At 57.5% G+C, this 19,293-nt stretch carries 28 protein-coding genes; 2 read left to right on the top strand and 26 right to left on the bottom strand.

What is annotated here, in order from left to right; translation table 11 throughout:
- Position 1 precedes the first annotated feature (1 nt).
- From IV89_RS04590 to rpmC, 25 genes are all read right to left on the bottom strand, one after another.
- A complete protein-coding gene (locus tag IV89_RS04590) occupies positions 2–1,216 on the bottom strand; it encodes an ABC transporter permease subunit (protein WP_037944857.1) in 1,215 nt (404 codons plus the stop codon).
- Positions 1,217–1,340: 124 nt separating this feature from the next.
- Positions 1,341–2,357, bottom strand: a complete 1,017-nt coding sequence (locus tag IV89_RS04585; protein WP_037944858.1) for an amino acid ABC transporter substrate-binding protein — start codon at positions 2,355–2,357, stop codon at positions 1,341–1,343.
- A gap of 185 nt (positions 2,358–2,542) precedes the next feature.
- The gene (locus IV89_RS04580; protein WP_037944860.1) at positions 2,543–3,256 is read right to left on the bottom strand and encodes an ATP12 family protein; all 714 of its coding nucleotides are present in this window, start codon (positions 3,254–3,256) and stop codon (positions 2,543–2,545) included.
- Positions 3,253–4,302, bottom strand: coding sequence for an RluA family pseudouridine synthase (locus IV89_RS04575; RefSeq protein WP_005849777.1), 1,050 nt, complete (start codon positions 4,300–4,302; stop codon positions 3,253–3,255). The genes IV89_RS04580 and IV89_RS04575 overlap by 4 nt, the downstream gene beginning before the upstream one ends.
- On the bottom strand, positions 4,299–4,679 hold the full coding sequence (gene crcB / locus IV89_RS04570; protein WP_037944862.1) for a fluoride efflux transporter CrcB: 381 nt from the start codon (positions 4,677–4,679) through the stop codon (positions 4,299–4,301). Before crcB ends, IV89_RS04575 begins: the two co-directional genes overlap by 4 nt.
- 31 nt (positions 4,680–4,710) lie before the next feature.
- A complete protein-coding gene (locus IV89_RS04565; protein ID WP_037944863.1) occupies positions 4,711–6,018 on the bottom strand; it encodes a replication-associated recombination protein A in 1,308 nt (435 codons plus the stop codon).
- Between the two features lie 4 nt (positions 6,019–6,022).
- Entirely contained in the window at positions 6,023–7,393 is a 1,371-nt protein-coding gene (locus tag IV89_RS04560; protein WP_037944865.1) for a trypsin-like peptidase domain-containing protein, read from the bottom strand.
- 138 nt (positions 7,394–7,531) lie between these two features.
- Positions 7,532–7,951 carry a 50S ribosomal protein L17 gene (gene rplQ, locus IV89_RS04555; RefSeq protein WP_005849785.1) on the bottom strand — a complete coding sequence of 140 codons (420 nt, stop codon included), beginning with the start codon at positions 7,949–7,951 and terminating at the stop codon, positions 7,532–7,534.
- A 131-nt stretch (positions 7,952–8,082) separates the two neighbouring features.
- Positions 8,083–9,099 carry a DNA-directed RNA polymerase subunit alpha gene (locus IV89_RS04550; RefSeq protein ID WP_005849787.1) on the bottom strand — a complete coding sequence of 339 codons (1,017 nt, stop codon included), beginning with the start codon at positions 9,097–9,099 and terminating at the stop codon, positions 8,083–8,085.
- Positions 9,100–9,215: 116 nt separating this feature from the next.
- A complete protein-coding gene (rpsK, locus tag IV89_RS04545; RefSeq protein ID WP_005849789.1) occupies positions 9,216–9,605 on the bottom strand; it encodes a 30S ribosomal protein S11 in 390 nt (129 codons plus the stop codon).
- 15 nt (positions 9,606–9,620) lie between these two features.
- Positions 9,621–9,989, bottom strand: a complete 369-nt coding sequence (rpsM, locus tag IV89_RS04540) for a 30S ribosomal protein S13 (RefSeq protein WP_005849790.1) — start codon at positions 9,987–9,989, stop codon at positions 9,621–9,623.
- 311 nt (positions 9,990–10,300) lie between these two features.
- Entirely contained in the window at positions 10,301–10,948 is a 648-nt protein-coding gene (locus tag IV89_RS04535; protein ID WP_037944866.1) for an adenylate kinase, read from the bottom strand.
- Positions 10,945–12,309, bottom strand: a complete 1,365-nt coding sequence (gene secY / locus IV89_RS04530) for a preprotein translocase subunit SecY (protein ID WP_037945112.1) — start codon at positions 12,307–12,309, stop codon at positions 10,945–10,947. Before secY ends, IV89_RS04535 begins: the two co-directional genes overlap by 4 nt.
- 120 nt (positions 12,310–12,429) lie before the next feature.
- Positions 12,430–12,912 carry a 50S ribosomal protein L15 gene (gene rplO / locus IV89_RS04525; protein WP_005849796.1) on the bottom strand — a complete coding sequence of 161 codons (483 nt, stop codon included), beginning with the start codon at positions 12,910–12,912 and terminating at the stop codon, positions 12,430–12,432.
- Positions 12,913–13,152: 240 nt separating this feature from the next.
- Entirely contained in the window at positions 13,153–13,341 is a 189-nt protein-coding gene (gene rpmD / locus IV89_RS04520; RefSeq protein ID WP_005849797.1) for a 50S ribosomal protein L30, read from the bottom strand.
- A 2-nt stretch (positions 13,342–13,343) separates the two neighbouring features.
- On the bottom strand, positions 13,344–13,925 hold the full coding sequence (rpsE, locus tag IV89_RS04515; RefSeq protein ID WP_005849799.1) for a 30S ribosomal protein S5: 582 nt from the start codon (positions 13,923–13,925) through the stop codon (positions 13,344–13,346).
- A 109-nt stretch (positions 13,926–14,034) separates the two neighbouring features.
- Positions 14,035–14,394, bottom strand: coding sequence for a 50S ribosomal protein L18 (rplR, locus tag IV89_RS04510; RefSeq protein WP_005849801.1), 360 nt, complete (start codon positions 14,392–14,394; stop codon positions 14,035–14,037).
- An 11-nt stretch (positions 14,395–14,405) separates the two neighbouring features.
- Positions 14,406–14,939 (bottom strand): 50S ribosomal protein L6, encoded by a 534-nt coding sequence (gene rplF / locus IV89_RS04505; RefSeq protein WP_005849804.1) that lies wholly within the window; start codon positions 14,937–14,939, stop codon positions 14,406–14,408.
- A 10-nt stretch (positions 14,940–14,949) separates the two neighbouring features.
- Positions 14,950–15,342, bottom strand: coding sequence for a 30S ribosomal protein S8 (rpsH, locus tag IV89_RS04500; protein WP_005849806.1), 393 nt, complete (start codon positions 15,340–15,342; stop codon positions 14,950–14,952).
- Positions 15,343–15,354: 12 nt separating this feature from the next.
- Positions 15,355–15,660: a 30S ribosomal protein S14 gene (gene rpsN, locus IV89_RS04495; protein WP_005849808.1), complete on the bottom strand. Its 306-nt coding sequence runs from the start codon at positions 15,658–15,660 to the stop codon at positions 15,355–15,357.
- A gap of 19 nt (positions 15,661–15,679) precedes the next feature.
- Positions 15,680–16,243 (bottom strand): 50S ribosomal protein L5, encoded by a 564-nt coding sequence (gene rplE / locus IV89_RS04490; RefSeq protein ID WP_005849810.1) that lies wholly within the window; start codon positions 16,241–16,243, stop codon positions 15,680–15,682.
- Entirely contained in the window at positions 16,236–16,547 is a 312-nt protein-coding gene (gene rplX, locus IV89_RS04485) for a 50S ribosomal protein L24 (protein WP_005849812.1), read from the bottom strand. Before rplX ends, rplE begins: the two co-directional genes overlap by 8 nt.
- On the bottom strand, positions 16,547–16,915 hold the full coding sequence (rplN, locus tag IV89_RS04480; RefSeq protein WP_005849814.1) for a 50S ribosomal protein L14: 369 nt from the start codon (positions 16,913–16,915) through the stop codon (positions 16,547–16,549). Before rplN ends, rplX begins: the two co-directional genes overlap by 1 nt.
- Positions 16,916–17,072: 157 nt before the next feature.
- Positions 17,073–17,312, bottom strand: a complete 240-nt coding sequence (gene rpsQ, locus IV89_RS04475) for a 30S ribosomal protein S17 (protein ID WP_005849816.1) — start codon at positions 17,310–17,312, stop codon at positions 17,073–17,075.
- Positions 17,313–17,327: 15 nt separating this feature from the next.
- Positions 17,328–17,534: a 50S ribosomal protein L29 gene (rpmC, locus tag IV89_RS04470; RefSeq protein WP_005849818.1), complete on the bottom strand. Its 207-nt coding sequence runs from the start codon at positions 17,532–17,534 to the stop codon at positions 17,328–17,330.
- 161 nt (positions 17,535–17,695) lie between these two features.
- Between rpmC and IV89_RS04465 the strand changes: the two genes are divergently transcribed.
- Positions 17,696–18,316 (top strand): TIGR02466 family protein, encoded by a 621-nt coding sequence (locus IV89_RS04465; protein ID WP_009825297.1) that lies wholly within the window; start codon positions 17,696–17,698, stop codon positions 18,314–18,316.
- On the opposite strand, the gene IV89_RS04460 is transcribed toward IV89_RS04465, so the two are convergent.
- Entirely contained in the window at positions 18,313–18,525 is a 213-nt protein-coding gene (locus tag IV89_RS04460; protein WP_037944868.1) for a hypothetical protein, read from the bottom strand. The two genes, IV89_RS04465 and IV89_RS04460, sit on opposite strands and share 4 nt — an antisense overlap.
- A 213-nt stretch (positions 18,526–18,738) precedes the next feature.
- Here IV89_RS04460 and IV89_RS04455 point away from each other — a divergent pair, with 213 nt between their 5' ends.
- Complete coding sequence (locus IV89_RS04455; RefSeq protein ID WP_037944870.1) at positions 18,739–19,203, top strand: hypothetical protein; 465 nt, start codon at positions 18,739–18,741, stop codon at positions 19,201–19,203.
- Positions 19,204–19,293 lie beyond the last annotated feature (90 nt).

The following is a 19,293-nucleotide window of genomic DNA, read 5'->3' as shown; positions in this document are numbered from 1 at the left end:
CTTACCGCTCCTTCAAGCTGACAGAGTTGTTGTAAACGTTCATGATCGCAGAGATCGACAGCGAGATCGTGAGATAGAACAGCATCAGCAAAAGCACGCATTCGATCGCGCGGCCGGTTTGGTTCAATGTGATCCCCCCCAGTGTCGCAGTGATATCGGCATACCCGACGGCAATCGCGAGCGACGAGTTCTTGGTGATGTTGAGGTATTGCGAAATCAGCGGCGGAATGATCACACGCAACGCCTGCGGCAGAACCACAAGGTTCATGACCCGCTTCGGGCGCAAGCCCAGCGACGATGCAGCTTCGGTCTGCCCTTTTGAGATCGCCTGAATACCTGCACGCACGTTTTCGGCGATGAAGGCACCGGTGTATACGGACAAAGCCAACCACAATGCGATCAGCGGCGCGCCGATCTGCAGACCACCACGGAAGTTAAAGCCCTTAAGCTCGGGGTAATCCAATGCGATGGGGCTGCCCATGATGAAGAACATCACAATCGTCGGCACCAGCAAGATCGCGACAGTGGGCCATCCCATAGGCAGCAGCTTGCCCGTACGGAACAGAAGGCTAACCGCATACCGGCGATAGATAATCGCGGCGATGATCGACAGCACAAAGGTCGCAACCACGATCATAGACCCCGGGCCCCAAACCGGTGCGGGAATGTAGATGCCGCGGTTGGTGAAGGCGAAGGCGTCGAAAAGCATGCTCGACGTGGCATTGTCACCGCGGAACTTGTTGGGCGCGGGCAATACGGCCGTCATCAAGGTGTAGATCATCAGGATCCAGATCAGCACCGGAATATTCCGGAAAATCTCGACGTAGACCGACATCAGTTTGGACACGAGCCAGTTCTTGGACAGGCGCGCCACACCGGCGATCACACCCAGAATTGTCGCAGTGACACAGGCCAGAAACGCAACAAGAAGCGTGTTGATGATACCAACCATTGCGGCACGCAGGTTCGATGACTGACTGTTATAATCGATTAAGGATTGGTTGATATCGTAGCCGGCTGGCACGTTCAAAAACCCGTAAGAGATGTTCAATCCGGCCTCTGCCAGATTTCGTACCAGGTTAATGCCCAGAAACGACATCAATGCGATAAGCAGTATCAGCGCGATAAACTGGAAAGTGTAGGATCTATAGCGGGTGTCGTTAAGCAACATCGACAGCCGGAACGAGCCCTGTTGAGGGTCGGACATTGTCGTCATCAGATTTTCCCTGTGTGCCGGACCTGTTTTTCACGCACCATTCGGTGTCGCGGGCCGGGTTTTATTTTTGCGTCGTATAGGCGCAAAGGGCGCGGAATTGCTCCGCGCCCCTCGACGGATGTGTTTAGCGGAAAGGAGGCGCGTACATCAGGCCGCCGTCTGTCCACTGAGCGTTCAGGCCACGGGCCAGACCGATTGGTGTTTCTTCACCGATGTTCTTGGCAAAGATTTCGCCGTAGTTACCTTGCGACGCGATGGCTTTTTTCGCCCAGTCAGCTTCCAGACCCAGCATTTCACCCAAAGTACCTTCGGTGCCAAGCAGACGGGCAACTTCTGGGTTTGTGGTGTTTGTTGTCATCTCTTCGACGTTTGCCGATGTGACACCCAGCTCTTCAGCTGCGATCAGAGCGTAGAGAACCCAGCGGGTTACGTCGCCCCAGTCGTTGTCGCCATGGCGAACAAGCGGGCCCAGAGGCTCTTTGGAGATGATTTCGGGCAGGATGATGTGCTCACCTGGGTTTTCAAAGGTCGCGCGTGTCGCGGCCAGACCGGATGCGTCGGTAGTATAGGTGTCGCACGCACCGGCCAGATACTGCTGTTGGCCTTCGGCGTTTGTTTCAACAGGGACGGGCTCGTAGCTGATGTTGTTGTTGCGGAAGAAGTCCGCGAGGTTCAGCTCGGTCGTGGTGCCGGTTTGGATGCAGACAGTCGCGCCATCCAGATCCTTGGCAGAGGAAACGCCAAGTTCTTTCGGAACCATGAAGCCCTGACCGTCATAGTAGTTCACGCCGATGAAGTCGAACTTGAGGTCGACATCGCGGCTGAAGGTCCATGTGGTGTTACGTGCAAGGAAATCGATCTCGCCCGATGCCAGCGCGGTAAAGCGTGTTTTGCCGGTTGTGGGGATGAATTCGACAGCTGCGGGGTCGCCCAGTACAGCAGCGGCAACGGCGCGGCATACCGCCACGTCAAAGCCTTCCCATTCACCATTGGCGTTAGGGGCCGCAAAGCCAGCCAGACCGGTGGTAACGCCGCAGTTCAGCTTGCCGCGCGCTTTGACATCGTCAAGCGTGGACGCAGCAGCTGCGCCAGCCGCAAGGCCGGCTACTGTTAGCGCACCAAAAAATACGGATTTGTTCATTTTAACCTCTTCCTGATTTTCCGCCACGTTTTAGGGCGGTTCACCCGGCACCTTTTCGGACCGGAGATGTTTTGGCGGGGTTATCCCCGTCAGTGGAAGGGAGTTTGGGCGAATTTACGCCGGAACGTCAAGTCAGTGTGCTTAAAAAATGCCCTCAATCCTATGTATTGGGGTCACCGTGAAACCTATTCGGGCACGCTCAGGTCAAACATCAACTTAGCGTGTAAGAAACTAGTCTTTTTCACTGCGGCCAAGGCGTCTGCCTCGTCATCATTGCCCCACTGCTCGGCCTGCCAAACCTCGTCCAGACGGGAAATTTCCCAAATCGATTCCGCTTCCTTTGCGTCAAGCGCCGCCGCAAAGCCCAAGATTAGTGAGCCAGACAGGCTCACAAGGTCGTGGAAGGCAGCGAGTTGAAAGTTGCTTAACGCATGGGTGCGCGCCGACAGGCGTGCGACATCCGCAGGTGACTGGGGTTCGTGCATGATCCCCACTCGGGTCTGCAAGCTCACGCCCAAAGCCTCCCGGGCCCACTCCAGCGTGGGGTCCCATTGTTCGGCTTGCCGCGCGACCAGCTCAGCCGGGCTATCCGCGCGATAGCACAGCAAATCACAGTCGCCGTAGGCCGCCAACATATCCGCAACCTCGGCATGTTGCAGCGCAACCTTGTCGATCGCGGCATTGGCGGTTTTGGTAGCGGGCATGGTGTCGGGGTTGATCACCCCGTCCTGTGCCTGCCACTCAGCGGCGATTTTCTGCGCCATAGCGCGGGTTGGCACCACCAGCGCACGTTTGGCCGGCGTCTTGATCCCGCGCCCGTCAAGCTCGACAGTATAGCCACCCTCCGCCTCGACAACGGCCGCCTCTTTCCAGAAACGTTTCGCTTTCCAATCGCTCACCCCCAATCCTCCTCGAACGGGTCAGCAGGCACGTCGGAGGGTGCCCACTGGAACGTGTCCCAGGTGCGCGCCATATGGTCCGGCAGCGGGGCCGTGAGGTTCAGTCGCGCCTTGGTTACAGGGTGCTCCAGCGTCAGGGATCGCGCATGCAGGTGCAGCTTCTTAGAGATATCGCCCCCCAGTTGCGCGCCCCATCCGTCGCCCATGTTTTCCTGACCTGAACCGCCATATTTTCCATCTCCGACAATGGGATGCCCGATTTCAGCCATATGCGCACGCAGCTGGTGCGTCCGGCCCGTCACAGGGATCAGCGCCATCCAGCAGGTCCGCTTACCGGCTTGTGCGAGGGTCGCATAATCGGTGGTCGCGCGCTTGGCGCCTTCGGTTGTTTCCATGTCTTTCGGGTGGACGCAGTACATCTTTTCGCCCTCACCGCGGGCCCCGTGACCGAAGGCTTTGACCAGCCCGAATTTGATCGTCCCGTTGCGCGGATGCGGGACGCCCGCGACCGCAGCCCAGTAAATCTTGCGGGTTTCGCGATGGCGGAACGACGCTGTCAGCGCGGCGGCAATTGACCGTGTCCGCGCCATGATCAGCACGCCAGAGGTGTCTTTATCCAAGCGGTGCACAAGGCGCGGCTTTTCATCAAGCTCGAACATCAAAGCATCGGCAAGCGCGTCGACATGGCGGTCCGATTGACCAGACCCGCCCTGCACCGGCAGCCCCGGCGGTTTGTTCAGCGCGATGATGTGATCGTCGCGATAGATCACACAAGACCGGATAAACTTGGTATCCGCCTCTGATATCCGCGTGCGCTTGGGCGGCGGCGGAGCCTTTTCATCAGGCAGCGGCGGGATACGCACGGTCTGCCCGACCTCAAGCCGAGTAGAGGCTTTTACCCGCCCCCCATCAACTCGGATGTCACCTTTACGGCACATCTTTTCGATCAGCCCTTGGCCAATCAGCGGAAAGGTCCGTTTGAACCAACGGTCCAACCGTTGATCCCCGTCGCCTTCTTCTACGACCAGATGTTGAACCCGGCTCATGCAAATACCCCTCTGGCCACGAAAAGGCCCAGCATTAATCCTAGCACCGAAAGCCCGACGGACAGTGCCACATATATCCCTGCCGCCCCGATCTGGCCGCGCTCCATCAACGTGACCGTCTCGAGCGAGAAGGACGAGAACGTTGTAAAGCCGCCAAGCACGCCGGTCATCACGAACGGGCTGATCTGCGTCAGCCCTTTTTGTGCGGCACACACCACAAAGAGGCCCATCAAGAACGACCCGATGATGTTGACCGTCAGGACCGCGACCGGAAAATCCGACAGCCCGACCAGCCGCGTCACGGCGACACCAAACAGATACCGCAAGGAGGCACCGATCGCGCCGCCCATAGCGACAAGGGACAGGGTTGAAATCATCTGCGGTCTCTCACGGTTCACGCCCCGAATGTCAAGTTTTCCGCGTTGCCCGCAGCTTTTCGAAATAATCGACGCGTTTTTTCAGGTCACGTTCAAAGCCTCGTTCGACAGGTTGATAGAATTGCGGTCGCTCCATCCCGTCGGGAAAGTAGTTCTGGCCGGAAAACCCGTCTTCGGCATCATGGTCATAGGCATACCCCACGCCGTAGCCCTGTTCTTTCATCATCTTGGTGGGCGCGTTCATGATGTGCTTGGGTGGCAAAGAGGACCCGGTTTGCTTGGCCGCACGCCGCGCAGCCTTATAGGCCACGTAGGCCGCGTTCGACTTCGGGGCCAGCGCGAGATAGGTCAACGCCTGGGCAATCGCCAGTTCCCCTTCAGGCGAGCCGAGCCGCTCGTAGGTCTCCCACGATTGCAGGCAAACAGACTGCGCCTGCGGATCGGCAAGCCCGATATCCTCGACCGCCATGCGCGTGATCCGGCGCATCAGATACCGCGGGTCTTCGCCTCCCTCCAGCATCCGCGCCAGCCAGTACAGCGCCGCGTCAGGGTCAGAGCCGCGCACGGATTTATGCAGCGCTGAGATGAGGTTATAATGCGCGTCCCCCCCTTTATCGTATTGCGCCGCGCGCCGCATCAACCGCGCCGACAGGGCCTTGCCGTCCAGCTTGCCCTCGACCTTCCAAGCGGCGACTTGCTCTATCAGGTTGAGCAACGCACGCCCGTCGCCATCGGCCATCTCAAGCAGGTTTTCGCGCGCAGGCCCGTCCAGTGGCAGGCCACGACCCAGTTCCTTTTCGGCCCTTTGGGCCAGCCGTTCCAGATCAGACAGCGGCAAGCGCTCCAACACCAGAACCTGCGACCGGCTCAGCACAGCGGCGTTCAGCTCGAACGATGGATTCTCGGTCGTGGCCCCGACCAGCAGGATCGTTCCATCCTCCATATGAGGCAGGAAGCCGTCCTGCTGCGCCTTGTTAAAGCGGTGGATCTCGTCGACGAACAGCAGTGTCCCCTGCCCGTTCTGTCGCCGGATTTTCGCCGCATCAAAGACCTTGCGGAGCTCAGGCACACCGCTGAAAATCGCGCTGATCTGCACGAAATGCAGGTCCGTCTCATCTGCCAGCAGTCGCGCGATCGTCGTTTTGCCAACGCCGGGCGGCCCCCAGAAAATCAGCGACCCCAGCGACCCCGACTGCAGCATGACCGTCAGCGGCGCGTCCGGCCCCAACACTTGTGACTGGCCGATGACCTCGCCCAAGCTTCGCGGGCGCAGCCGGTCCGCCAACGGGCGGTGCCCGCTTTCCACAGCCGGCGCGTCCGATCCAAATAGGTCCGCCATCGCGCTAGACCCGGAATTGCAGCGACAGACGCTGCACGCCACGCTGCACCACCATCGACACCTGACGGCTGCCCGCCATCTGGTCGCTGACGTCCGACGGTGCTTGCACCTCGGCCCCGTTCACGGCCAAGATCACATCCCCCTGCCGCAACCCCACGCGCGCACCATAGGGCCCGGTATCCATCACCGCCACACCCGCTACCTCAAGCGGGAGGTTCAATTCAGCCATCACAGCAGGATTGATCCGCGCCAACGCCAACCCCGGTAGCAAGCTGCTTTCATCCAGCGTGAGCGCGGCACGCGATGGCTCTTCCGGTGCGGCGATCAACGCGACCTCAACCTCTTCCACCTTGCCATCGCGCAGCCGCGTGATCCGCGCTTGCGCCCCCATCCCGGCCACGCTCATGCGGTAGATCATCTCGGCGGGTGTATGTACCTCTTGCCCATCGACCGCTGTGATCACATCGCCGACAGCCACACCGGCCTTCAGAAACGGGCTGGCAGGGTGCATCCCAGACACGATGATCCCGCCAGGCCGGTCCAGCCCAAGCGGGCCCGCCATATCCGCGTCCACCGGCTGCCCGCTCATCCCCGCCCAAGGTCGGGTAAATTCAACGGCCCCGTCGCGCGCCTGCGCCATGAACGCCGCGATCAAATTGGCAGGTATCGCAAAGCCAATCCCGTTTGAACCGCCAGAGCGTGTCAAGATCGAGGTGTTGATCCCGATCAACCGCCCCTCTACATCGATCAACGCACCACCAGAGTTGCCCGGGTTGATCGGTGCATCCGTCTGGATGAAGTATCCCTGCCCGCCACCGTTCATCCCGCCAGACCGCGCAAGCCCTGAAACGATCCCGCTGCTCACCGTTTGCCCGACCCCAAAGGGGTTGCCGATGGCCAGCGTCAACTCTCCGACCTCGACGGTGTCGCTATCGCGCAAGGACAAAGGGGTAAGCCCGTCGACGTCATCGATTTTCAGGATAGCCAGATCGCTCTCTGCATCGCTCAGCAGCACACGGGCGGAAAACTCGCGACGGTCCGACAGGACGATCCGAATGTCCGTCGACATCCCGACCACATGATAATTCGACACGACGATCCCGTCCTCCGACAGAATCACGCCGGACCCGAGCGAGTTCTGAACCCGTGGGCGACCGGCGTCTGGCCGCCGGAAGAAACGTTCGAAGAAGGGATCAGCCTGCAGCGGCGTGCGGCTTTGCTCGACGATGGTGCGGGCGTAGATGTTCACCACGGCGGGCGCGGCCTCGCGGACCAGCGGCGCAAAGCTCAACTGGATCTGCGCGGCAGAGCTTGGCACAGTTTGCGCAGCGACGGGGAAACACAGAACGGTCAGCAGGATCAGAAGTATTCTCATGCCCCCAGATATGCGCAGCCATAGGCCCTTGCGCAACACCCGAGTTCCAAATGGATTTAAATCCTCGCCGAAGGCATAAAAGCAAAAAGCCCCTGCGGTGGCAGGGGCTTTCAGAATTCTTAACAAAAGCAGGTCGCTTTAGTCTTCGGCAACCTCATAGGCCGCTACGCGCGCCTTGTCGTTTGCACCCTTCGCGTCGCGGTCGCGATCTACGAATTCGATGATGGCCATAGGTGCCATGTCGCCATACCGGAAGCCCGCTTTCAGAACGCGGACATAGCCACCCTGACGGTCTTTGTAACGTGGGCCCAGGATGTCGAACAGTTTCGCAACATACTGGTCTTGCTTCAGCTTGCTTGCAGCCTGACGACGCGCGTGCAGGTCGCCGCGCTTTGCCAGTGTGATCATCTTTTCGATGATTGGCTTCAATTCTTTGGCTTTTGGCAATGTTGTTTTGATTTGCTCATGTTCGATGAGCGAGCCTGCCATGTTCGAGAACAACGCCTTGCGGTGCTCATGTGTACGGTTCAGGCGGCGGTAACCACGTGCGTGACGCATTTTCTAGTCTCCAATTTAATGCCCTCTACGGGCGGTTTTGCTTTGTCTGGTTGGCGTGCGTAGCGCCAACTCTCCTTGGGGCCGATGCCCGGTCGTATTGTCGGGCGGGGAAACCCCACCCGACAAATCTCTTAGAACGAATCCTCGAACTTTTTCGCGAGGTCTTCGATGTTGTCTGGTGGCCAGTCCTCGACGTCCATACCAAGGTGCAGGCCCATGCCCGACAGCACTTCCTTGATCTCGTTCAAGGACTTGCGGCCAAAGTTCGGCGTGCGCAGCATTTCGGCTTCGGTCTTCTGGATCAGATCGCCGATGTAGACGATGTTGTCGTTCTTCAGGCAGTTTGCCGAACGGACGGACAGTTCCAGCTCGTCTACTTTCTTCAGCAGCAGCGGGTTGAATTCCAGACCGTCGTCGTCGTCCTGACGCGATGCGGATTCAGGCTCGTCGAAGTTGACGAAGATACCCAGCTGATCCTGCAGAATACGCGCAGCAAAAGCCACGGCATCGTCAGGAGAGATGGAGCCGTCTGTTTCGACTTTCATCGTCAGCTTATCATAATCCAGCACCTGACCTTCGCGGGTCGGCTGCACGTCATAGGACACTTTCTTGACCGGCGAATAGATCGCGTCGATCGGGATAAGACCGATAGGCGCATCTTCTGGCTTGTTCTTGTCTGCCGCCACATAGCCCTTACCGGTGTTGACCGTCAGTTCCATGTAAACGTCAGCATTGTCATCCAGGTGGCAGATCACGTGATCGCGGTTCAGAATTTCGATACCAGCGCTTTCGGAGATGTCACCAGCTGTGACAACACCCGGCCCCTTGGCAGAGATCGACAGGCGCTTGGGCCCTTCGACTTCCATGCGCAGGGAAACGCCTTTGAGGTTCAGAACGATGTCGGTGACATCTTCGCGAACACCCGCAACGCTCGAAAATTCGTGCAAAACATTATCAATTTGTACAGATGTGATGGCGGCACCTTGCAGCGACGACATCAGAACGCGGCGCAGCGCGTTGCCCATTGTCAAACCAAAGCCACGCTCGAGCGGCTCGGCGATGACAGTAGCCTGACGTGCAGGGTCATTACCCGGCTTGACGTCCAACTGCTGTGGCTTGATCAATTCAGCCCAATTTTTGTGGATCATACGTCCCTCCATTCCTGTTCTGCGCCCCATGTCCAAATGGCGAAGAACTCCCGAGGTTTCAACAAAGCAGTAAGAGGCCGTGCGCAAAGGCGCGGCCCCTTTTGTAACTTATACTCTTAGACGCGGCGGCGTTTCGGAGGGCGGCAGCCGTTGTGCGCCATTGGGGTCACGTCACGGATCGATGTGATGTTGAACCCGGCAGCTGCCAGCGCGCGCAGGGCGCTTTCACGGCCGGAGCCGGGGCCTTGCACTTCGACTTCCAGCGTTTTCACGCCGTGGTCCTGGGCTTTTTTACCTGCATCTTCAGCAGCCATCTGAGCCGCGTAAGGTGTCGATTTACGCGACCCTTTAAAGCCCATGGTACCTGCGGAGGACCAGGAAATTGCGTTACCCTGAACGTCAGAGATCAGGATCTTTGTGTTGTTGAAGCTGGAGTTAACATGCGCCACACCTGCGGCGATGTTCTTGGAAACCTTACGCTTCGTCTTTGTCTTTTCGCGTGCCATTGATCAGACCCTCCCTTACTTCTTCTTACCGGCAATGGCCTTTGCAGGGCCTTTGCGCGTACGAGCGTTGGTGTGGGTACGCTGACCACGAACCGGCAGGTTACGACGGTGGCGCAGGCCACGGTAGCAACCAAGGTCCATCAGACGCTTGATGTTCATCTGCGTGTCGCGACGCAGGTCACCTTCGACGGTGTAGTTTTCGTCGATATACTCACGGATTTTCAGGATTTCAGCATCCGAAAGTTCGTTGATACGACGTGTGGAATCGATGCCAACAGCTTCGCAGATTGCAGCTGCGGAAGAGTTACCGATACCGGTGATATATGTGAGGGCGATTGGAACCCGCTTTGCAGTCGGGATGTTTACGCCGGCAATACGTGCCACGTGTGTGCTTCCTTTTCGTTGCGGGTCCGTCATGCCAGACCCTTTTTTCACAACGTGAAGCCCGAGGCGAATGTGCCGTCGGGCTCCAGCTGATCAGGTGTTCATGCGCAGGGCGTGATCGGTGCCCGTTGCAATTCGATTCTCTTACGAGATACGGCTGGTTATGAGGAATTGACCGGCGCGTCAACCCATAGCGGCGGTACGCCGTATGGATATCCCTTTCAATCCGAAAGCACCCCGCCCTGCCCCTTACAATAGCAAAACGGCGCGCTTCGAAAAGCGCGCCGTTGCCTGTCGATCGTAAGGTTGGATTAAGCGTCCAGAACCTTGGCGATGCTGTCCTGCACCTCCTTAATGTCCGCCAGACCGTCAACCCGCGTGAGCATGTTGTGGGCGTAGTAATAGCCCAACAGCGGCGAGGTCTTCTTGTAGTATTCCATCAAACGATTGCGGAGGCTTTCCTCGTTATCGTCTGCGCGGCGTTTAAAGTCAGACGCGCCGCATTTCTCGCATTTTCCGTCGGCGGGCTGAGGCTTGGTCACGTCGTGATAGACTTCGCCACAGTTGCCGCAGGTGGACCGACCGGAGATACGCGTAACCAGCGCTTCGTCATCCACGCCCAACTGGATCACGTGATCCAATGGCTTGCCTGTCGCTTCCAGCAGCTCACCAAGCGCGGTGGCCTGCGCCAGCGTGCGTGGGAAACCGTCAAAGATGAAACCGCCGTGGTCAGTGGTGTCTTCCAGCTTTTCGCGGATCAGGCCGATCACGATCTCGTCGGTCACCAGATCACCGCGCGCCATGACATCGGCAACCATGTTGCCCATCTCTGTCCCGCTGTCTTTGGCTTCACGCAGCATGTCACCGGTGGAAAGTTGCACCATATTGCGTGTCTCAACAAGATGACGCGCTTGTGTACCTTTACCCGCTCCGGGTGGTCCTAAGAGAATAATGTTCATCGACGTACCGGGCTCCGTTTTTTCCGTGGTTTGCCAGACTTACCGCGCAACTGGGAACGTTCAAGCAGACCTTCATACTGATGGGCAAGCAGATGGCTTTGTACCTGCTGGATCGTGTCCATGGTCACGGACACAACAATCAGCACCGACGTACCGCCAAAGTAGAACGGGATCGCAAACTGGCCACGCAGGATTTCGGGCAGAATACAAACCGCCGCGAGGTAAAGCGACCCGAGCACCAGAATGCGGTTCACAACATATTCCAGATACTCGGCGGTTTTCTTACCGGGACGGATACCGGGGACGAAACCGTTCTGGTTCTTCAGGTTGTCCGCAACCTCGTCAGGCTTGAAGCTGACGTTGAACGTGTAGAAGTATGCAAAGAAGACGATCATCGCGACAAAGAACAGCAGGTACAGCGGCTGGCCGGGGCCGAAGTTGGCCAGCAGAACCGACATCACCGGACCGGTAGAATTGCCCGAGAACGTGCTGATCGTGACCGGCAGCAGCAGCAAAGAGCTGGCAAAGATCGCAGGGATAACACCGGCGGGGTTCACCTTGACCGGCAGGTGCGAAGAACCGCCATCGTACATCTTTTGCCCAACCTGACGGCGCGGGTACTGGATGTGGATCTTGCGCAAGGCGCGTTCCATAAAGACGACGAACATGATCGTCGCGATAACCATAACCAGCACGCCAACGATAATCGCGGGGCTGATCGCACCAGAACGACCCGAAGAGAAGAACTGCGCAATCGCGGCAGGAACCTCGGCGATGATGCCAACAAAGATGATCAGCGAGATACCGTTACCGATGCCGCGTGCGGTGATCTGCTCACCCAGCCACATCAGGAACATCGTGCCACCGACCAGCGTGATCATACAAGCGATGCGGAAATACATGCCCGGATCAGCGGCGATATCGCCAGCCTCAAGGGAGACAGCCAGGCCATAGGCCTGGAGCGTCGCCAGAGCCACCGTACCGAAGCGGGTGTATTGGTTGATCTTCTTGCGCCCCTGCTCGCCCTCTTTCTTGAGCTGCTCAAGCGCGGGCACCATCGAGGTCATCAGCTGAACGATGATCGATGCAGAGATGTAGGGCATGATACCCAAGGCAAAGATCCCCATACGGCCAAGTGCGCCGCCGGTGAACATGGAAACCATGCCGCCGATGCCTTGACCCGCGCTTTCCATAAACTGGCGCAGGGCGGTGCCGTCGATCCCGGGAACCGGAATGAACGTGCCAAGGCGATAAACGATCAACAACCCCAGAGTGAATAGAATCCGGTTGCGCAGGTCTGTCGCCTTGCCCAACGCGGACCAACTGGTGTTGGCGGCCATGCTTTCGACGGCTGATACCATGATATAGGGCTCTTTCTTTGCAAAAACGCCGCCCAAGCCGTTTTCCGGCGGGCGGCATTTGGGAAAACTCGATTGACTATGTAAGCGGGACGCGTCCCGCTCACAAGGCAAAAGGTCGGGTTACGCGTCTGCGTTTGCCGCGGCAGGTGCTGTGACGGTCAGTTTGCCGCCCGCTTTTTCTACGGCTTCAACCGCGGATTTGGATGCACCGGATACCTGCAGTTCAACCTTGGCGTTGAAATCGCCTTTGGCCAGAACGCGGATACCGTCCAACTTGCGACGAACCAGACCGGAGGAAATCAGGGCGTCCTCGGTGATCGCAGCGGAGGCGTCGATCTTTTTGGCGTCGATGAATTTCTGGATCAGGCCCAGGTTTACAACGGCATAGGACTTCCGGTTTGGCTTGGTGAAGCCGCGCTTTGGAAGACGTTGGTACAAGGGCATTTGACCGCCTTCGTAACCGTTGATCGATACACCCGAACGGGATTTCTGACCTTTGATACCACGGCCACCCATTTTACCGGTGCCGGAACCAGGACCACGGCCTACGCGCTTGCGTTTCTTGGTGGCGCCTTCGTTGTCAGACAGTTCATGAAGTTTCATGTCGCTTCTCCTTTTGCCGGATGTGGCCCCCAGCGACGGGAGCGGCCAAACGCGGCGTTGCATGATTCTTGTGGCGGATTGGTGGCCACTGGGGGCGTATAGACGGGAGGCCTGAAGGTTTCAAGCCCTGCCCCAACTCCCAGGTGCCCGAGACAAATGAAAACGCCCCGTAGTTTCCCACGGGGCGTCGATACCGAGCAACAAGACCATTATAAAGTCTCTAGCTTTCTAGGAAAGCGTTCAGCCTTTTTCTTCGATGATCTCAACCATGTGAGAAATCTTGCGGATCATGCCGCGAACGGAAGGTGTGTCTTCCAGTTCACGCACACGGTGCATTTTGTTCAGACCCAGACCAATCAACGTAGCGCGCTGGTCGGCGGGGCGGCGGATTGGCGAGCCAACCTGCTTGATTACGATCGTCTTAGCCATGCTTATGCCTCCTCAGCGACTTGTGCGGACGATTCAACATTGTCCTCACGCTTGGGCAGAATGTCTGCAACTTTCTTGCCGCGACGCTGAGCAACAGCACGTGGCGAAGATTCTTTTTTCAGGCCGTCCATGGTGGCACGGATCATGTTGTAAGGGTTCTGGGTCCCGATGGACTTCGATACAACGTCCTTAACACCCAGCATTTCGAATACGGCACGCATTGGACCACCGGCGATGATCCCGGTACCTTCTGGTGCTGTGCGCATTACAACGCGACCGGCACCGTGACGGCCTTCCATGTCGTGGTGCAAAGTGCGGCCTTCGCGCAGCTGAACGCGGATCATTTGGCGCTTAGCTTGCTCGGTGGCTTTGCGAATGGCTTCTGGAACCTCTTTCGCTTTACCTTTGCCGAAGCCTACGCGGCCCTTTTGGTCGCCAACAACGACAAGTGCAGCGAAGCCAAAGCGCTTACCACCCTTAACGGTTTTGGAAACGCGGTTGATCGCCACTAGGCGGTCGGCGAATTCGGGTGTCTCGTCGCGTTGGTTGCGGCGGTTGCCACCCCGGTTGTCATCTCTTGCCATGCGGCATCATCCTTTTGGTGCTGCGCTTGCGCGCGTCATAGAGTCAATCCAAGTGGGCAAAGCCCCCGGATCATCGAGGCGGCGCGAGACCCGCGCCGCCTACGTTCGCTTAGATTTTCAGACCGCCTTCACGGGCTGCATCGGCCAAAGCTTTGATCTTGCCGTGGAACAGGAAACCGCCACGGTCAAAATATGCTTCGCTTACACCGGCCTTCTTGGCACGCTCGGCGATCGCCGAACCAACCTTGGTCGCTGCTTCGATGTTGTTCTTGCCAACAACGCCCAAGTCTTTTTCCATCGAGGACGCGGAAGCCAATGTGACCCCGTTTACGTCGTCGATCAGCTGGGCGCTGATGTTTTTGTTCGAGCGGTGAACGGAGAGGCGAAGACGCCCTGCGTTGACCCGGCGAAGTTTGTTCCGAACGCGCAGGCGGCGTTTCAGAAACAGTTGTCTTTTGCTGTTTGCCATCTGTGCGATCCTTACTTCTTCTTGCCTTCTTTGCGGAAGACGAACTCACCCTTATAGCGGATGCCTTTGCCCTTGTAGGGCTCGGGCTTGCGCCATGCGCGGATGTTCGCAGCGACCTGACCAACAAGCTGTTCGTCAATGCCTTCTACCACAATCTCGGTCTGTTTCGGTGCTGTGACTGTCACACCTTCGGGTGCCACATAGTCAACATCGTGGGACAGGCCCAGGTTCAGTTTCAGCGTGTTGCCGTTCATGGCAGCACGATAACCAACACCCTGGATCTCAAGCTCCTTTTTGAAGCCTTCGGTGACGCCGGCAACCAGGTTGCTTACCATTGTGCGGCTCATGCCCCACTGCTGGCGTGCGCGCTTGGATTTGCCGCGTGGTGTGATGGTGACCACGTTGTCTTCGACAGCCAATGTAACGTCGTCAGTTGCCTTGAAGGAACGTGTTCCCTTGGGGCCTTTGACTTCGATGGTCTGGCCGCTCACGGATGCTGTAACACCGCTTGGCAGGTCGACCGGTTTTTTACCAATACGAGACATTTTGCTCTCCTTAGAATACGGTGCAGAGCACTTCGCCGCCAACATTCTGGCTGCGTGCATTCTGATCCGACATCACACCCTTGGGGGTGGAGACAATCGACACACCAAGGCCCTGACGGACAACGGGAATGTCATTGACGCCCATGTAGACGCGGCGACCGGGCTTGGAAACCCGCTTCAGCTCGCGAATAACAGGTTCGCCCTCGTAGTACTTGAGGCTGATTTCAATCGCGGGGTGGCCATCGGCGCCCGTTTTTGCTTCGTAGCCACGGATGTAGCCTTCGTCTGCAAGCACGTCCAGAACCCATGCACGCAGCTTGGAAGCAGGTGTCATGACAGTGGATTTGCCGCGCAGCGAAGAGTTACGGATGCGTGTCAGCATATCTGCGATAGGATCGTTCATCTGATGCGCTCCTTACCAGCTCGACTTGACCATGCCGGGGATTTGGCCCGAAGAGCCAAGGTCCCGCAGCGCGATCCGCGAAATTTTCAGTTTACGGTAGTAAGCGTGTGGACGGCCTGTCAGCTGGCAGCGGTTGTGCAGACGCACAGCGCTGGAGTTGCGAGGCAGTTTTGCCAGCTTCAGGGAGGCGCGGAAACGCTCTTCCATCGGCTTGGATTCGTCGCTTACGATCTCTTTCAAGGCAGCGCGCTTGGCAGCGTACTTCTTGACCAGTGCTTCGCGCTTCTTTTCGCGCTCGATCATGGATTTCTTAGCCATATCTAAATCCTCCCCGCGCTTACGATGTGAAGGGCATGTTGAACGCTTTCAACAGTGCCTTCGCTTCAGCGTCGGTTTTCGCCGTGGTGGCGATCACGATGTCCATTCCCCAAGTCTCATCAACTTTATCAAAGTCGATTTCGGGGAACACGATGTGCTCTTTCAAGCCCATGGCGTAGTTGCCACGGCCGTCAAAGCTGTTGCCGTTGATGCCGCGGAAGTCGCGGATACGAGGCATTGCGATCGTGATCAGACGATCCAGGAATTCGTACATACGCTCGCCACGCAGGGTCACTTTCGCACCCAAAGGCATGTCTTCACGTACGCGGAAACCAGCGATGGATTTCTTGGCAACAGTTGTCAGCGCTTTTTGGCCGGCGATTGTTGTCAGGTCTTCCTGTGCGGATTTGGCTTTCTTGCTGTCACGAACAGCTTCTGCACCACAGCCGATGTTCAGAACGATCTTATCCAGACGCGGGATCTGCATTTCGTTCTTGTAGCCGAACTCTTCCTTCAGAGCAGCGCGGATTTTGTCCGCGTATTCGCCCTTCAGGCGGGGTGTGTATGTTGCGTTATCAAGCATCGATCACGTCCCCCGTGGTTTTTGCAAAGCGCACTTTCTTGTCGCCTTCGATTTTAAAGCCAACGCGGGTTGCTTTGCCGTTGGCATCAACCAGCGCCAGGTTGCTCAGGTCGATGGGCATCGCTTTGGGAATACGGCCGCCTTGCGACGTCTGGGACTGACGCGTGGCGCGGATTGCCATGTTGATACCATCTACGATTGCTTTGTTGGCCTTTGGGTCAACGGACGAGATGGAACCCGTCTTGCCCTTGTCCTTGCCAGCAAGCACGATGACTTTGTCACCTTTGCGAAGTTTAGCAGCCATTACAGCACCTCCGGCGCAAGCGAGATAATCTTCATGAAGTTTTTGGCGCGCAGCTCACGAACAACTGGCCCGAAGATACGTGTACCTACAGGTTCATTCGAGTTGTTCAGGATGACGGCGGCGTTACGATCGAAACGGATGGCTGTGCCATCTTCACGACGAACTTCCTTGGCAGTGCGAACGACGACGGCTTTACGCACGTCACCTTTTTTCACACGACCGCGAGGGATGGCTTCCTTGACCGACACGACAATGATGTCGCCGACGGATGCGTATTTACGCTTGGAACCACCCAATACCTTGATGCACTGAACACGGCGCGCGCCGCTGTTGTCAGCAACATCCAGGTTGGTCTGCATCTGGATCATTTGGTTTCTCCCGACCTTCTGGGGGGCGATGCGTGCCCTAACCCCAGGGTTTCGATTATATTGGTCCGCCCGAAATGGGCATCTCGCTCGTGCCTTTGGGCCTTGCCGCCCTCAGAGTCAAGGGAAACAAGGACCTCAGGCCCGAGCGAGCAGCACCTTAAGCCTCAGCGGCTTGCAGCACTTCCCAACGTTTGGTTTTCGACTTTGGTGCACATTCGATGATGCGAACAGCGTCGCCCACTTTGAATGTGTTGTTCTCATCGTGCGCCCGGTATTTTTTGGACTTACGGATGGTTTTCTTCAGAACCGGGTGCGTAAAGCGACGCTCTACGGAAACGGTTACTGTCTGTGCGTTGGCATCGCTTGTCACGGTGCCTGTCAGGATACGTTTGGGCATACTCTCAGGCTCCTATTATTCAGCAGATGCCGCGGCAGCGGCTTTCTGGTTCAGAACGGTTTTGACACGTGCGACGTCACGCTTAACGGTCTTCAAACGTGCGGAGTTTTCCAGCTGGCCTGTGGCTTGCTGGAAACGCAGGTTGAAGGATTCTTTTTTCAGGTTAACAAGCTCATCGCGGAGTTGATCCGGCGTCTTGTCGTGCAGTTCTTTGGCGTTCATCGCCTCTTCCTTTCGACATCACCAGTAGGCCCCTTATGGGTGACCATGATTCTGGTGGAGTTCATGTGAAAGGTTCCTCTACAGGCCCTACCCCTGTTTGGCAAGCAAGCTTTCTATAAAACCGTATCGCCACCCAGAACGGGCTGATATAGAACGGCCCTATGTCACAGATAGAATCCCTTTTCGTCACCCGTCTTTACCGCGCCGCCCTGTCCGAGCACGGTCAACCCGTTGATCCGGCCGAGCTGGAGGCCGCGTGCCTGTCCATCGCCGAGGATGACGAGGCCGGGCAGGAATGGTGCGAGGAACATGATTTCCCAGGCTACACCAGCTATGCGTCGCTCACCGATCTTCCGTGGCGGTTCCCGATCTTCAAGACGGTGAAGAAAGCGCTGGATAAACACGTCAAGGCTTTTGCAAAGGAACTGGCGTTTGATCTGGACGGGCGCAAGCTCAAACTTGAAGACCTCTGGATTAACATCCTACCCGAAGGCGGTATCCATACGGCGCATATCCATCCCCATTCTGTGATCTCCGGCACGACCTATGTGGCGATGCCCGAAGGCACGAGCGCGCTTAAGCTTGAAGATCCGCGGCTGCCGATGATGATGGCTGCCCCCGGTCGCAAGAAAGATGCCCCGCGGGAGCTGCGCCAGTTCGTCTATGCAGAACCTGTCGTCGGTGACGTGCTGCTTTGGGAAAGCTGGCTGCGGCACGAAGTGCCGATGAACATGTCCGAAGACGATCGCATCTCGGTCTCGTTCAACTACGCCTGGGGTTAACCACGTTTGGGCGGCGTTGCCTTGCGCGCCGCCTCTTGCTCTTTGATCGCGGCCTTTTCCTCTTTGGTCAGCTTATTGCCCCACAGATTATTGCTAAGCCCCAGATCATCCGGCATCGGCTTGGTCTTGCCCTTTTTGATCGTCCCCCCCTTCTCAAGAAACGCTTTGATCAGGTCTTCGTCGGTGGTGGGCTTGGGCACATGCTTCATGTCAGCTCCTATAGGCAGGTTAGCCCGAGCCTATGCGCCACGCCTTGCGCTGGCTAGACCCTGCCGCCGCTTATTCATCATGCATTAATGTTTCAAAAATCGCGGGCTGGATCACGTCACCGCGGGTTCAGCAGCTTGTGACTAGGATTGCATGTGTCCCGGTGCCATCTCGACCCCGTTACCGTAAACGATGCGCACATAAGGAAGCCCCACGTGGATACCCCAAACCAAAGCCCCCTGCCCGCCCTTGCCCTTGCCGGTCTGGTCGGCGAACTCACATTCGAGGCCTACGCATGGCTCGCCTCTCCCGTCTTGTTCGGCGTCAAGCTAGAACCCGCGAACCTGGTCATCGGGCTAAGCAAAAAGTTTTTGGGCCTCGACCTGACTTACGGCGCGGCCTTCGCCGTCCACTTCCTGATTGGCGCGTTAGGATTTGCAGCGGTGGTTTATCTGACCAAGCGGATTACACAGCTCGGCTATTTCGGCGCGGGTGCCCTGGCCGGAGTCATCTTGTGGTTTGTCGCCCAAGGCATTTTGGCACCGCTGATGGGGCGTAGCTTCATGATGGGTTTTGGCACCTACACGCAGTCATCCTTCGTGGGGCACGTGGGCATGACGATTGTCATCGCGATGGTCTGGCAAAAACTGGCACGCCGCCGCGCCAAGCTGTTTACCTAAACCCCGCACCGACCGACAAAAACAAAAGCCCCCGCTGATGTCTCAGCGGGGGCTTTTCTATTCATTCCTCCGACATGTGTCGAAGCGAAG

Source organism: Sulfitobacter sp. CB2047, assembly GCF_000735125.2.
Taxonomy (GTDB): domain Bacteria; phylum Pseudomonadota; class Alphaproteobacteria; order Rhodobacterales; family Rhodobacteraceae; genus Sulfitobacter; species Sulfitobacter pontiacus.
This window is presented reverse-complemented; position numbering and strand designations above follow the sequence as displayed.